This window comes from Ignavibacteria bacterium (assembly GCA_016707005.1).
GTDB lineage: Bacteria > Bacteroidota > Ignavibacteria > Kapaibacteriales > Kapaibacteriaceae > UBA10438.
In genome coordinates this window covers 160236-176049 of record JADJIQ010000004.1, presented here as the reverse complement: position 1 = coordinate 176049, position 15814 = coordinate 160236, and the positions used below count along the sequence as shown (strand labels likewise).

The window sequence follows — 15814 nt, the reverse complement described above, 5'->3', positions numbered from 1 at the left end:
ATTCTCCAGTTGATCATCGGCAAAGATACACGACCTCGGAACGCACTTGAAGTCCATTCCTGAAGACGACCAGTGCAGCACCACACGGTACCGACGAAACGTCGATCTCGAGACGGTAGCTTCCTGGTTCCAGGACCGTCGAGAGCGGAGTCATCAAGTGTCTCCCTGTAACGTCATACAGACCTACGATACATGGATCATTCGTCAATGCCGTGATCCCAACCGAGACCGTGCCTGCTCCCATTCCGTACACACGCAATGCCGCAGGTGTTCCGAGTGCCGTAAGCTCAGCCTTGATATCACAGTCCGCTACAACCGTCACCGTCCCTTTGCGTCCGGTGATCTGCGCCCCGGCTGCCGATACGGAATCGATCGAAAATGGAGTACTGTTCGTTGACGAAACATATGCGTCTTGGCACGAACTACGACGAGAGGCGCAGTTGCCTCGATCGGCGTTGTGCTGTTGATCGTGATCCGTGCTTTTCCGGGGACAGACTCAATGATCGATCCTTGTGCACCGCCAGCCCCTTGCTCAATTCCAATGGCCTTGAGCAAACGAGGGTCATACGAGATGTTCACGATCATTTGGGTGATGTTCGCCGAAAGAAGGGATTGAGCAGACTCCAAGGTCAACGGTACATCAACGGTAGTTCCGGCAGTTCCAATGACCGACGGCGCACTTACGACCACTCCGGTGATCACACCGGGAGAAGTGGTAGCACCACGAACCTCAAATCGAGTTGTATCAGCACAGGCCCCACTTGTTGTTGACACGATCTCGATTGTATCGCGTCTGTCATGTCCTGCAAACTCATACATGATCTCGATCACCACTGAACTGTCAGGAGAAAGCTGGGTAGGAAGTGTGGGCACTTCAGAATTGATCGTGAATGGGGCTGTGACCCCGGTAAGGGGCTCCACAGTGATCGGGTTCGAACCGGTATTCGTGATCCTGATGGTCTGTGTATTCGATTGACCTGGACCGACGGTACCGAATGAGTTGCCGGTTATCGTTGTAGTGCGACTGGAACGGGTGGTTGTAGCTGTGAGGTCGATGTCGATCGGTGTATTGCACGGTCCAACCGTCATCGACAAGCGACCATTAAAGGTCCCAACGGCCGTCGGAGTAAACGTCACGTTGAAATACAGCGTGTCAGTGAAGGTTGTTCCGGGTAGTACGTCAACGGAATAGGGTGAGGCAATGGAAACGGTCTTAACGGTAGAACGGAGTCCGGACAATCCAGTGGCTACTACATACCCTCTACGTGAAAGAGGAGCTGTTGGACCACAGAACTCGATAGATCCAAAGCTGATCGAGGAAGATGATGAGGAATATGTAGGTGCGACCACAAGCCCTTCTGCTCGAACTGGTGCTTTGAGATCGCACGGACTTCCAGTGATCTCTCCATCAAGGGTAAACGGACCATTCACGGCCGCAGGTTGGACCCGAAGCGATACGGACTTCCCGGTGTTCGGTTCGATCACAGTGGCACTTCCTGTGAACGTAAACCCTGTGCCAATGACGCCATTGACGGTCACTGGTACTGCCGTGGGATTGAACACCGTTACAACAGTATCGATGTAGTTAGCACACGACAGCACAACACCGACATCCATCGTATCGGGATCGATCACGAATGACGGTGCATAACACGCAGCTTGAAGTTGCGCTCTGAGTGTGTCTCGACACGTAGCTGAGGTGAATGGGAAGGATATCTGTTGCACAACACCCCGATCTCTATCAGCTCCTAACGGGCGATACTGGATCTTGACTTCGAGTCTGCCACCCGGCTGCACAACAACTCCAAGCGGGAATGACGTAAGCAGGTAGAATGGTGGGAGTACACTTGGAACCTTCACTGTTATCGGCGAGGTACCAGAATTGGTGATCCAGAATGATGAATCCGGACGAATGATCGTTGTGGGGCATGCTGAATAGACACCGAAATCAACTCCGGTGCGATCGAGGGCGGCCGATACCTGGGTCCGCTCACCACGTACGGTAAAGGACGCCGTGATATTGCACGGCACAGCGTTGAAGGTCACTGTTCCTGCGGTGATCCCGGCAGCAGATGGTGCGAACAACACTCGCACAGTCTGTTTTCCACCGGGAGCAACTACGAATCCCGGTGCGGGTGATTCAAGAGCATATCCAGGTGGGAACGAAGCTGATGTTACGGTGATCGCAGTAGCACCGTCGTTGACGAGTTCAAGACTGAGCGTGGTGTCTGACGTGCACTGACCAAGAGAACCAAAGTCCAATGATGACGGTGTGAATCGATACCGCACGTCTGGTACACGAACCTTGACCACTGAGGATACTGCAGGACAGCCTTGAGATGTAGCGATGCGCACAAAATAGTCGCCCGCACCACGCACGGTAAGAGATTTGCCTGTAGCACCAATGATCACGGTTCCATCACGGAACCACTCGTATACAGGAGCATCAGTTTGTGCCGTGATGACCAGTGAATCTGTTGCGCAGATCGTCTGAGTTCCACGAGGTGAGATGTCTACATCTTGTGCCGGCAGGGCAGTGAGCGTGATCGGATCAGACGTAGAACTGCATCCTCCGTCTTCTGTAACAGTCAAACGATATGTGCCCGGTTCACGAACAACAACCCGAGTTGTACCTCCAATGGCCAACGGCGTTCCGTTGAGTGTCCAATCATACCGCTCAGCAACTGCCGTCGTTGTAAGTGTTACTGTATCCCCTGAGCAGAACTGCAGGCGCGATGCTTGGATGACGGGTTTAGCCGGATTCGGCTTGGTTACAACCGGGGATTGTGCCCACTTGAGTTCTGTGTATTGTCTGCCTCGCGCCGTAGTATCGTCCGTCACTACGAGTTGATCATCCTGCTTGTATCGATATCCATAGACGCGGTAGGTGTAGGACTGACCACAGAGGAGATTGACAGAATCCGTGAATCGATTCCCTAGGATCGTTGGACGAACGTCCAGAACCACAGAAGTGCCAAATCGAGCCCCTTTCGCAATCATTTGACCGTCACGAATGGCATTGGCAGGGAACGACGCAAAATTGAGCGTGTCTCGCAGGATCACGTATCCTGTTGTTGAATCCTGCTGGTTTGCATCGATGAGTGCCGTCCACTCTATCACGTGTTTCTGTGCTGTTCTGCTGATTAGCGTAACAGATGGCGAGGCCGACCATTGTGGTTCGCGAGTCTCGCGCCAGAACCAGTGATTGATGTTCGGAACACCTTGGAAGGTTCGGGCAAGGTCCCATCGATTGGGAAGTCCACGGGAGTCATTGAAGCCAGCTACAGCGGAGTCCTTGGTGATGCCCATTGAATAGGCAGCGAGTGTTCGGCCCGTAACACGATTTGATCTACCAGCACCAACTGCACCTGAATCGAAGTTGACCTTTGGTCCGGTTGCGTTGTCATAGATGGGGCCAGTGGGTTTATCGTGACCGAGCATATGAACATTGCTGGTGTCGGGTCTCATGATATGCACGAGGTCGCCGGCATCGGCCATGTTCATCCCATCTACTCCACCCGGGAAGAGGAGCGTGTTGAAAAATCGCTGATCGATCGAAGAGAGTTCAAGGTAACCGTCAGCAGCATTCGTATCGATCGTTGCTGTGGCAGGCAAGGCGCGGTGCCAAAGGACAATGATGGTTCCGGCGCGAAGATTTCTCCAGAGCGGTACATCTCGAAACTGTGGTCCTCCTTGACGAACAGTTTGGTCCGTATTCGCGTCGGAGATCATATATCCCACAGCGTTGAAGTTGTCCTGCACCACCAGAAACTCCGACCATTCAGCCTCTACGAACTGAATGTTGTAGTACTCGCTCACAACCATTTCTTGAGCCGAGACCGGGCACACTCCACATACTGCAAGGAGTGCCAAAAGCACTGCCGAAATGCGTAACCTCATCATGCCTGAGCCTTCGAGTAAGAATGGGCGGTCGGTTCAAAGAAAAAGGGGGCACGCATAGCATACCCCCTTTTGGTTTCATCGAACATTCAACTGGATCACTTGATGATCATGACCGACTGCATCGATGGAACGCCATTGATGACGGTCAGGAGATGATACACACCAGAGCTGACTGTTGTGGCCTCGATCATAAAGCGATGAGTTCCGGATGTCACTGCACCATTCACGATCGTTGCAACAGCTGAGCCGGTGGCGTCGATCAGAGTGATCGACATCTGTGTTGTAGATGGAAGTGTAACGTCAACAGTTGATACACCCAAGACCGGGTTTGGAGCTACGCGCCCGATCACAACTCCGGCGATGACGTCACCGTCCACACCCGTCGTAGACGGACGTGTCGTTACCGTTGTGGTGTCAGAAAGCAGTTCTCCGCACTCTGATGTAACTCTGCACCAGTATGCACCGGCATCGGTCAGTTCAGCTGCAGTCTTCGTGTACGTAGGTGTTACTTCACCGGCGATCTGTGTTCCGTCCTTGAACCACTGGTACTGCAGAGTACCGGCACCTGTAGCTGCCAGATTGATGGTAAGGGGCTGACCAACCTGCACATCGATCGTGCGTGAGGGTTGCTGTGTGATCGCAGTTGCTTCCTTCACGCTAACAATAGCCCCATTCGAAGAGGCTAATCCGCATGCCGTTGAGACAGAAACGGAGTAACGTCCGGCACGAGCTGCCGTAACGTTCTGAATCGTAAGTGTTGCCGCTGTTTCACCAGGGATCACGGTTCCGTCCTTTGTCCACTCGTAGGAAAGCGTACCCGTGGCAGTTGCACTGACAGTAAGAGTCAGCGACGTGCCGGCACAAACATCAGCCGATTGCGGTTGTTGTGTGATCAGAGGTACAGACGCGATCACCACCGAGATCGTACCTTCGTCATAGATCGAGGCATTGTCAGCAAGTTCAGCATGCAGTGTGTAGTCACCTGCATCGGCACCAGTGACGTTCAGGATCGACAACGTAGAAGTGGTTGTTCCCGAATAGTTACCGCCATCGAAGAGTGGCTGACCCTTGAACCACCAGCGCAGAGAGAGTGCCGCACCAGCAGGATTGACATACGCTTGAGCAACTACGTCAACGCGATTGCCGGCACACGCATTTGCGGTGTTAGAAGCGAATTCAACATAGACGCCGTTCGTGAAGACACGAATGTTGCGCGACGTGGCACTTCCGCATACACCGATTACCACACATGTGTAGTCATTCGCAAGATCATTGGCGTTTACGTTGCGGATCTCCAAACGGTTTGAATTTGCACCGTAGATGCGACCGTTATCCGTGAGAGCTGTCTGCCCCTTATACCACTGATAGGAGATCGCTTCATCCGGGATCTCTGCTTCAACGGTGAGAACGGCCTTAGCGCCGATCATCACCGGAACGTTGCGTGTTTGATTTACGATCTGTGTTTGACGTCCAACTCGAAGGTGAGCTGTATCCGAAACAGCACTCCCACAATCGCCATATCCCGTAGCCACGCAATAATAGAAGCCCGATGTGCCATAATTGGCATCAGTGATCTGGAAGAGCGGACCGTTTGCACCCGGGATCGGTTCGTTGTTCTTATACCATTGGTAATTGCGAACGGCACCGCTTGTGAGCGCTAACATCGCATGTTCATCACCTACACAGAGGTTCTTCGATTCCGGCTTGTTGACCATCGTGACCTTAGAGGCAACAGCGAATGGCGAAGTCGTGGCCGAGATGTCTGTGCGTTCTACGCCAGTGACGCGAACTAGGCACTTACCAGCAAACTCGATGGCAGGAACCGTCCATGTTGCGGTTGTCTGAGCGGCAGGTACGTCGCTCATAAATTCCCACGACGCACCATTGTTTGAAGAGAATTCGATCCGCACCGTGTTCACGCCACGGGCTAGGAATGATGTTGTTGCTGTTTGTCCTGCGCAAAGGGTGTCGCCAGTCTTAGGCGTGGTGATCGTGATCTTTGGCGTTTGGAGAACGATCGGACGCGAGAACCCACCCGGACCGGATGGATAGGCGATCAGATCCGATGGATTGGTTTGAACACCATTCCACAGTCCATCAACAGATGTGCGGACATAGACGATCGCGTTCGTACGGTAGTCACGCTCTTCAATACGACGGACACCGGTAGCAAGTGCGTTCGGAATGAGTGTTGCCCAAGCCGAAGAGATGTTTTGTCGTGTGGCGTAATACGGCTCAGCGCCTGCAACAGACGTGCCGGTCGATTGGATAACCGTTACCGCGATCGGACGTCCGGTTCCTGTTGTGTTATCGTACAGGAGAACATAGTTCTTTGGCGTCAACTGCGAAAGATCATCAACGATGCCCGTTGCCTGATTTGGAGCAGTACCTAGGCGGATCACTGTAGAACTTTGCGACAACTGGAAGCGATTGACCAAGCGACCTTGATTGTCTCCGAGTGAAACGCGCCAATTTGCAATTCCGCCTTCTTGGAAGGCCGCATTGGTGCTGGCAGCCATATTGATCCAGACGGACTTTGATGTTTCACCATTCAGCGTGGAGAATTGCGAAAACTCTCCAACACCCGTGAGAGACTTGCCGGCACCATAAACGTAGGTATTGTTATCTAGGTTGTAGTGGATGTTGAATCCGCCGCCTGTCGATGTCAGGATGTTATCTGTTGCAATGCCGGCATTGTAGCGATACGTCGTATTTGGCTGGAGACCCGTGAAGGTAACTCTGGCAAAGACCGGTACCGGGAATGCTTGTACGCTTGAATTACATGTTCCGGAAGCAACACGAGATTGAATGTACTGCGGCACGATGTCCGTTGTCATACCAGGCGCAGTAAAGGCCGTTGTAAATGGCAGTGTCTGGGTTGGAAGTCCCGGAATGGTTACCTGGAGTTGGTACGTACCAGCAGTACTTACGCTGATATCAGAAAAGACGGCCACTCCTTGTAACGCCGTGATTGTAGCTGTCCCAGTGACAACACCCGGACCGCTAACCTTCGATACTGTGATATTCGAAGAATAGTTCAGATCCGTTGTGTTGTCTGCACGGACCACTGTTACAGTGATCGGATTGAATGGAACACCTGCATAGCCATCAAGCTGGGCGCCCGTGATGAGAGCATATGCAGCAGGAGCCTGAATGCTGAATGTTGCGCTGTTCGAGAATGTCAAGACTTGTCCGGCGATCGATGAAGCTCGGATTGAGACGCCTGCCTCCACGGTGTTGTACGAGACATTGGAGAGTACCACCGAACTCTGTCCGGCAGGGATCACTCCTGTAAGTGTACCGGAAAGCGACCCAGTGCCTGAATTCAATGTCAGCTGAACAGTAGTAGCTGTCGTGACATTCTTCGCTGCACCAAGGGCATCCGTTGAACGCACGAAAACGTTGAAGGCTGTATTCTGAGATGGGGCCACCGGTGAGATCGCATCAATGCGAAGATCCGTAGCTGTGCCAATCGTACTGTTTGATGTCACAGATATATCGTCGAGGCGGATCTGCGGACGAGATCCCGTTCCTGAACCGGCAACGTAGTAATACACCCACCGCACCTGAACCACTGGTTGGTTTTCACAGACTAGTGGAAGGGGGCTTGTGATAGTTACCGCGGAACCTGTGACGTTTGGCGTAGAAACAAACTCTACAAAACCACCGTTGTTGACCACATTATTCCAGTTGCCAACCGTGCCAAGACGGTACTGAAGACGAAGGCCATATCGTCTCTGACCTGCTCCAAGTGTTTGAGCAGTATATGACACGCGAACCTGACCGCGGTTCGTGGTATTGAGAGCCAGGACTGCGCTGCCAACAAAAGCACAGTTACAATTGATAGTCCCGGTGTTGATAAAGCCAATACCGTTTGCACCCAGGCCATTCACGCGGGCACCACTCGTAAGGGCATAAGAGCAGTTCCAGTCGGCCACAGCAGCTGCGTCAGGTTGATCATCAATGATCGCAGATTGCTGAAAGACCATGCTGGCCGGGTACGACCCGGCTGTGGCTGTGGACTGCCAGTCGGTGAGTGAATATGAACCTGTGTTAAGGTCAAACGGAGAAGGATTGCTTTGAGCACGCAGTGTTGAAGCGCTCACGAGGACCAAAAGCGTGACGAACACGCTCCAAACGGTCGATCTCTTCATATTCTTTGCCACCGGATATTTGGACAGAAACGGATAGTCGTTGGGAAGCCACAAACCTACGGAAATTCCACCCCTCAGCGCTACTACGAGCGATAGGTTCAGGTTATTACCATATGGCAATGAAAAAAGCCCCGAAACCAGTGGTATCGGGGCCTTTTGGAGTTACGAACTCGCCATTTCCGTTGGATAGTGCTCCCCGAGCCATCGATAGGAGTATTCGACGATCTCCTGGAGGCAACCATTCTGGAACGGTGAGATGAGGCGTCCGGCCGATACGATGTCTAGGAATGGCTTGGAGCCCCCTATATCACAGATCTTTAGATAGCTGGCAAAGGCCTCAGTACGGTCCGTTTCAGCCCACTTCCAATATTGAAGGGCGCAGGTCTGCGCCAGGGCATAGTCGATGTAGTAGAATGGCGACTCATAGATGTGACGCTGGAATTGCCACGTACGCCCTTCTTCAACGGCTGGGTATCCTTCCGACGAACGCCATGGCATATACGTGCTTTCCATCTCCAGCCAGGCTGCGTTGCGTTGTGCCGGTGTAGCCTGCGGATTGGCATAGATCCAGTGTTGGAAATGATCCACCGCACATCCATACGGAAGGAACAATAGTGCACCCTGCAGGTGGTAGAAGCGGAACTTCTCTGTCTGATCTCCAAAGAAGAGATTCATCCATGGCCATGTGAGGAATTCCATTCCCATCGAGTGGATCTCACAGGCCTCGGCGGTTGGCCAGAAGTATTCCGGTACCTGATGATTCCTGCTCCTATAGGCCTGGAATGCGTGACCCGCCTCATGCGTAAGCACTTCAATGTCATGGGTGGTCTTATTGAAGTTCGCAAATATGAACGGTAGCCCATAGGAACTGAAACTCGTGCAATATCCACCGGTTGCCTTATTGTCTCGACTTTTCAGGTCCATAAGATCGGCGTCGAGCATCAACTGGAAGAACTCATTGGTTTCTCCTGAGAGCTCCGAATACATACGATGAGCTCGCTCAACGATCCAATCATGGTCTCCGGCCGCTACGGGATTACCGTCCTTGAACTGCAGCTTTTCATCAGCAATGGTCAGCTTGGCTATACCAAGTCGGTGTTTCTGAGCTTCTCGGAGTTTTGATACCAGCGGAACCACATGCTCGCGGACCTGTGAACGGAACTGCTCAACGTCGTCAGCATTATAGTCAACTCGTCCGAACTCCACATAGCGAAACTCGGTATATGATGGGAACCCAAGACGTTGCGCCTTTTCATGACGAAGCTTGACAAGTTCATCATAGATCTTATCAAGTTCCGTTGCGTGGAGCGTTAGAAAACCATACATCGCTTTATGAGCTCGTTCTCGGACGCCACTGTCGAGATCGATGAGCAAACGTCCAATGGTACTCAGATTGTAAGTTTCTCCATCCACCTCAATGTGTGCCGAGGCAGTTAGCTCGTTATAGGTACGACATAGCTCAGACTCGTGCACGAGCAGATCCTTGATAGACGGCTCAAACGTGAGACTGGCATTATGGAGACGCGTCAGGAAGAGTTCGCCAAAAGTTGCAGCGATCACACCACGATAGGGTGATGACAGGATGGACCGTGCAAACGCAATATCTAGCTCAGCGATAGATGGGCTGTTTTCATCATAGAACAGCTTTTCTTCCTTGGCTGCAACATCCGATACATTCTGCGTGAAATGCACTTCAGCAAGTGAGCCCATGGTACTCACGTTGATCCGATGAACATTCCAATCACGAACCACTTGGATAGCCTCTGCATCGGTGGTTGCCGACTCAAGTCGTTTCGTCAGCAACTCGTGTTGTTGCGTTAACTCCGACAGAACAGGTCGTTGATACGGGAGTGATGAAAACGTAGGACTAGACATGTAAAACTCCGGACGTAGGGCCAACGGTCATGCATCTCCGCGAAGAACGCGGATACGATCACGAACGCCGGGCACCAGAATGGAACGGGGGTAATTGACTAAGAGTGAATTCAAGATCTTCAGTGCGCTTGGTGTGTCACCGCGTCGCACTTGGATATCGGCAAGCAAACTCAACGAACGATCCCCGTAAATGGTTTCAGGGATTCCTTTGAGGATCTCCACAAGAAGGGGCTCTGCAGACACATCGTCGTGGAGTTCGATAAAAGCAACAGCTCCGTTCATACGGGCACGATCACGGAGGTCATTGTCCTTGGCTGAGGCGGCCGCTTGAACGAATTGGAGGGCCGCATCACGGTAGTGACGTCGTACAAGGAGTCCTTCGGCGGAGGCAATCGCGATCACGGTAGCAGAATCGTCCTGAGCAAGATTTATGAGGAGAAGCCGATCGAGAGCATCATTCGATGCTACAGACCCTGTTATAGCTGCAAGAGGGGCATAATACGAACGGGCCGAATCTAGGTTGCCATTCCACAGGAAAAGATCTGCTAAGCGAAGGCGAGCCAGATCGGCCCTGTCGGACACGATCACGGACGGACCACTGGCGAGGCCGCGGAGCGTTGAGATCGCATCAGCATCTCTCCCCATCGCTAGGTAGATATCCGCCAGACGTAATGCTCCGTCTGAAGAAACCGTTGTGCCCTTCCATTGATTGAGCAGGCGCATGAGTCGCTCGCGAGCTCCGTCCATATTGCCGATAACGTCGTCCTCGAGGATCGCCGAATGATAAAGGGCCTCTGCAGCAATTGGATGTTGTCCGTATTGACTGATGATATCATCATATCGCTCTACAACGATCTTTGCCTCTTGATGCGTGATCTTGTCTGTTCTTCTGAGCTTCTGCTCAAGAGCACGTGCTGAACCGTAGGCAGCAGACATACGATATCGTTGCTCCGAATTCTCCTTCATGATGATCGAATAGGCTTCGATGGCTACATCATACTGATCATCCATTCTAGCCCCATCTGCAAAGAGCAATAACTCCTGACCGCGTGGTTTTGTCATTTGGTCGAGCTGAGCAGTGACGTCGAGCGCTTTCTGCCAAGCTTTCGACTGTCGGTAGAACCATTGGCGAAGGCGTAAGACATCTGTACTGTTATTGGTCATCAGATCAAGTTCCGTCGAGATAGCTTCTGCACCTCCGTCATATGAAAGGAGAATGCTGAGTCTTCGTTGCACCCGTACCAAATCACCATCTAAGCCGTACATCGCTACTGCTTCACGAGCCGCTGTCTTGAGATCTCCAGTTACGGCAGAGAGTTGTCCAATCTCGTCACAATATGCGAGAGCATCGCCGTTGATGGAGCGAGCCGCCTTATACGAACGCAAGGCCATCGCATGAAGCATCAGCTGTGATTGCTCGGCACCGATCAACAGATGGGTGGTCTCATCATCATCTGAGAGTTCAATGGCTTTTTTCCACCAGTTCTCGGCGGCAGCCATGTCTCCGAGCCGTGCGTAGAGTGTCCCGGCCAAAATGGCAGTATTGACCGAGGGAGCGATCTTCATCTGCTCCTCGACTACCGGTGCTAGGGAGGCGTATTGTTGCAGTCCCGACAACGAACGTACAACACCCTGAAAGTACGAGTCGAGAGTGGGAGACGAAGCATGAAGTTCTTGATACAACCGAGCAGCGCTACGCAAGTCGCCACTGCGTTCATAGGTCTGTGCCATTCGCAACTTGTCGCGATCAGCAGAAGACTGAGCACCCGCGTCGAGCCCAAGAACGAACAAGAGGACCAGGATCGATATGATTAGGGGGCTTCTGATCACTGCATCCATTCATCTGAAAGCAGAGGTAGCAATGAGGCTTGTAATGGTGACGATGGGATGGTTACGGTCCCGTCTCGCAGAATCACCACGTCGATCTCTGTCCTCAAGCCAAGGACATCGGGCAGGTAGATGCCCGGTTCAATGGAGAATGAGGTTCCCGGCAGGAGTACACGAGTATCGTGGGTTTCATAGTCATCCATGTTCACGCCCGGACCATGGATCTCGGTGGTGATGTTATGGCCGGTACGATGGATAAATGCCGATCCCATGCCGGCCGACTCAATAACCGACCTACAAGCATTGTCAACTTCATAACCAAGTACTGGTGTTCCGGATGCAAAACGCTCCTTAACCAGAGCAATGGCAGCATTCCTACCTTCAACGATCATGTTGAATGAAGCAGCCAGATCTGCAGGTATTGCAACGCCGGTGTAGCCCACCCATGTTAGATCTGCATAAACCGATCCGGGAGCAGTGTTCTTGCACCACGCGTCGATAAGCACCACCATCTCTGCACTGATCTCAGAACTGTGGGTGTAACTCGGCGCATAGTGAGGCGAGGCGGCATTTGGACCGATCGCCACGATCGGTGCGCTATCGGTCACAAGTCCTCTTGAAGCAAAAGCAGAGACGATACGTTGCTGGACATCGTATTCTGTGATCCGTACGTTGTCCAGAATGCTCTGACGGATGAAACCGAACGCTTCCATCATTACATCACGAAGTTGCCCGGCTGTGACCGAGGCACCGGCCAGTTGCTGCTCACTGAGTACTGCGGTGAATTGCTGGGCGATATCAGCGGAAGAGACCACTTCTACACCAAGCGAACGAATAAACTCCACGGTTCCGGCATCTACCTTACTCGTTACCGGGATGGCATTCATCGGTGAATACTCCATGGCCACGGTTGAAAAGCCTTTCAATGCCGACGCAACCTGCGATTCCCATGAACTTCGTGTGTCGTAGAGTCGTTCTTCGATCGGGATGTGAGACAATGGAGTACACTCCATCCGATGAACGAGCTTTACGGGGTGACCCTGAGCAGGCACAACGACCATCCATCGACGCGTACAATGTGCATCAGGCGGAATGTCGAGCATCGTCCACGCCAGATCATTTGTTCCGCGAAAGTCATACATGACCCACGCATCAATGCCGGCCTTTCGCAATGCTTCTTGAAAAGGGGCGAAATGGACTCTCATAACCGCTCCGAGATATTGATGGTGATGTGCGAAACCAGACGGTGAACGGCCACAGATGGTGGAATACCACCAACTTCGACCTGGTCCTTAAGATCCTTCACGAGCTCCTTGATTCGAACATCACAAAGAAGCACGGCTAGGAGTTCGTGTTGTAACGCGCCGGAGAACCAGGTAGTTCTCTGTGTTCGGCGGACCTGTTCAATCGATGTACGACGAATGGTGGCAAAAAACTGTGCAATGAGATCGAGAACACTCGTAAGGCCGTCTCCTTGCACTGCACTGACACCAAGCACTGGCGGCGACCAGTCTTCAAGCGGGGGAACCATGAGGCGCAATGCGCTCGTATACGTTGCAATGGCCACTCTCGATGCCTGCTGATCAAGATCAGACTTGGTTACCAACAGACCGTGGGCAACTTCCATGATCCCACGTTTTATCCCTTGAACGTCATCGCCGGCTGTAGGCAATACAAGCAGGAGGAAAAGATCTACCATGTCTGCTACTTCGGTCTCACTCTGACCAACACCAACGGTTTCAACGAGGATCGTATCGTACCCTGCCGCCTCACAGAGAATGATCGCATCACGCGTTGTGGTAGCGGCACCTCCCAACGCAAGTCGAGACGGAGATGGCCGAACAAAGGCATGGTCATGCAACGAAAGATTCGGCATTCGAACCTTGTCGCCTAAAATGCTTCCTCCGGTGCGCTTACTGCTCGGATCAACAGCTAGAACGGCAACGCGACTGCCTTGTTCAACGAGCAAAAGTCCGAGTGACTCAACAAGAGTGCTCTTCCCAACGCCGGGCGATCCCGTCAATCCGATACGGCGCGTAGCTGTCGGTACTTCACTGCACAACTCAAGCAGTTCAAAGGCTGTATCGCGATCTGACTCCGAGCTACTTTCGATCAAAGACAGAGCGCGAGCCAACGCACGGCGCGATCCTGAACGGATCTCCGTGAAAAGGTGCTCGATGTTCTCTTCTCGAAGCATGATGCATCACTCCACGGTGACGCTTTTCGCAAGGTTGCGTGGCATATCCACATTACATCCTCGCTCTACTGCTATGTAATAAGCCAAGAGCTGTAGCGGAATTGAAGCAAGGATCGGCGTAAGCATCGGAAGTGTACGCGGTATTCGAATCACATGATTTGCGACCGAAGCGATATGCATGTCGTCCTCATCGGCTATCGCTATCACACGTCCGTTGCGGGCACGCACTTCCTCGATGTTGGACAGGATCTTGTCGTAGATCTCATCCTTCGGGGCAATGAACACAACCGGAAGCTCTGCATCGATCAATGCGATAGGACCATGCTTCATTTCTGCAGCAGGGTATCCTTCAGCATGGATATAGGAGATCTCCTTGAGTTTCAATGCACCTTCGAGAGCGGCAGGGAAGTTGTACCCCCGTCCGAGGTACAGACAGTTGCTGACGTTCGCATATTCAAGAGCTATCTGTCTGATCTCTTCCGAGCGGTCAAGGATCGTTCGGATCTGCGATGGGATGTTGGCCAACCCTTGGGCAACCTCTCTACCTTGTTCCGATGAGAGAGATCTCATGCGTCCCAAATAAAGCGCGAATTGCGTCAATACACAGAGCTGCGATGTGAATGCCTTCGTTGAAGCAACACCGATCTCAGGCCCGGCATGAAGATAGACGCCGGCATCGGTCTCTCTGGCAATTGTGCTGCCTACCACATTCACCATTCCGATGACAGTAGCCCCTTTCAACTTGGCTTCGCGAATGGCTGCAAGGGTATCTGCCGTTTCTCCACTCTGGGAGATGGCGATGACCACATCATCGGAGTGAATGATCGGGTTGCGGTAGCGGAATTCACTGGCGTATTCTACTTCGACCGGTACGCGAGCCAGATGTTCGATGAGGTACTCACCAACCAGACCGGCGTGCCAAGACGTACCGCAGGCAGTGATAATGATGCGTTTTGCTGATCGTAGCTTATCGATCACCGTTGCCAATCCACCGAGCTTGACGGTGCCTTCTTCGATCTGTAATCGACCCCTGAACCCGTCGTGGAAGGTGGTTGGCTGCTCAAAGATCTCCTTGAGCATGAAATGTTCGAAGCCGCCTTTTTCGATCTGTTCAAGCTCAAAAGAGATCTCTTCAACTACGCTTCGAGTATCAACATTCTCGATCGTCTTCGTCGAAAATCCATCACGACGTAGAATGGCCATCTCATTTTCGTTGAGATAGACCACCTGACGTGTGTGGGAGATTACAGCAGCCGCATCAGATGCAACAAGGTACTCGCCGTTTCCAATGCCAAGGATCAGGGGGCTTCCCCGTCTCGCTGCGATGATCATGTCCGGTTCATGGGTACTTAGGACCACAAGACCGAACGTCCCTTCAACCTCGGAGAGGGCGGTACGAACAGCGAGTTCAAGATCGTTGAGCGTTTCGTAGAGCATACCGATGAAGACGGCAAGAACTTCACTATCCGTCTCTGAACGGAATGTATACCCTGCATTGAGCAGCTTCTTCTTGATCGTGAGGTAGTTCTCAATGATCCCGTTATGGACCAAGGCGATGGACCCACTCTGATCGGTATGTGGGTGAGCGTTCACATCATTCGGGACACCATGTGTTGCCCAACGCGTGTGACCCACCCCAACGGTTCCGTTCATGGATGAGATATCGACATATTTCTCGAGATCGGCTACACGTCCGGCCTTTTTCTCGATCCGAGCACCACTATCGGAAATGATGCAAACGCCGGCGGAATCATAGCCTCGATATTCGAGGCGCTTGAGTCCGCTGACGATAAGAGGCGCCGCCTGCTGCGTGCCGATGTAACCAACGATTCCACACATAGAAGCAAAAATACAGACC

At 52.4% G+C, this 15814-nt stretch carries 8 protein-coding genes; all 8 read right to left on the bottom strand.

Going from position 1 to position 15814, the window contains the following annotated elements:
• Positions 1-13 precede the first annotated feature (13 nt).
• The 8 genes from IPI29_07405 to glmS all read right to left on the bottom strand — a co-directional run bounded on the left by IPI29_07405 (position 14) and on the right by glmS (position 15795).
• The gene (locus tag IPI29_07405; GenBank protein ID MBK7412364.1) at positions 14-322 is read right to left on the bottom strand and encodes a hypothetical protein; all 309 of its coding nucleotides are present in this window, start codon (positions 320-322) and stop codon (positions 14-16) included.
• Positions 319-3903, bottom strand: coding sequence for a choice-of-anchor D domain-containing protein (locus IPI29_07400; protein MBK7412363.1), 3585 nt, complete (start codon positions 3901-3903; stop codon positions 319-321). Before IPI29_07400 ends, IPI29_07405 begins: the two co-directional genes overlap by 4 nt.
• 95 nt (positions 3904-3998) lie before the next feature.
• A complete protein-coding gene (locus IPI29_07395; GenBank protein MBK7412362.1) occupies positions 3999-8057 on the bottom strand; it encodes an immunoglobulin domain-containing protein in 4059 nt (1352 codons plus the stop codon).
• A gap of 162 nt (positions 8058-8219) precedes the next feature.
• Positions 8220-9932 carry a M3 family oligoendopeptidase gene (locus tag IPI29_07390; protein MBK7412361.1) on the bottom strand — a complete coding sequence of 571 codons (1713 nt, stop codon included), beginning with the start codon at positions 9930-9932 and terminating at the stop codon, positions 8220-8222.
• Positions 9933-9959: 27 nt separating this feature from the next.
• Positions 9960-11771 (bottom strand): tetratricopeptide repeat protein, encoded by a 1812-nt coding sequence (locus tag IPI29_07385; GenBank protein ID MBK7412360.1) that lies wholly within the window; start codon positions 11769-11771, stop codon positions 9960-9962.
• Positions 11759-12964 (bottom strand): M24 family metallopeptidase, encoded by a 1206-nt coding sequence (locus tag IPI29_07380; GenBank protein ID MBK7412359.1) that lies wholly within the window; start codon positions 12962-12964, stop codon positions 11759-11761. Before IPI29_07380 ends, IPI29_07385 begins: the two co-directional genes overlap by 13 nt.
• Positions 12961-13956 carry a methylmalonyl Co-A mutase-associated GTPase MeaB gene (gene meaB, locus IPI29_07375; protein ID MBK7412358.1) on the bottom strand — a complete coding sequence of 332 codons (996 nt, stop codon included), beginning with the start codon at positions 13954-13956 and terminating at the stop codon, positions 12961-12963. The genes IPI29_07380 and meaB overlap by 4 nt, the downstream gene beginning before the upstream one ends.
• A 6-nt stretch (positions 13957-13962) precedes the next feature.
• Positions 13963-15795, bottom strand: a complete 1833-nt coding sequence (gene glmS / locus IPI29_07370; protein ID MBK7412357.1) for a glutamine--fructose-6-phosphate transaminase (isomerizing) — start codon at positions 15793-15795, stop codon at positions 13963-13965.
• Positions 15796-15814: the final 19 nt, after the last annotated feature.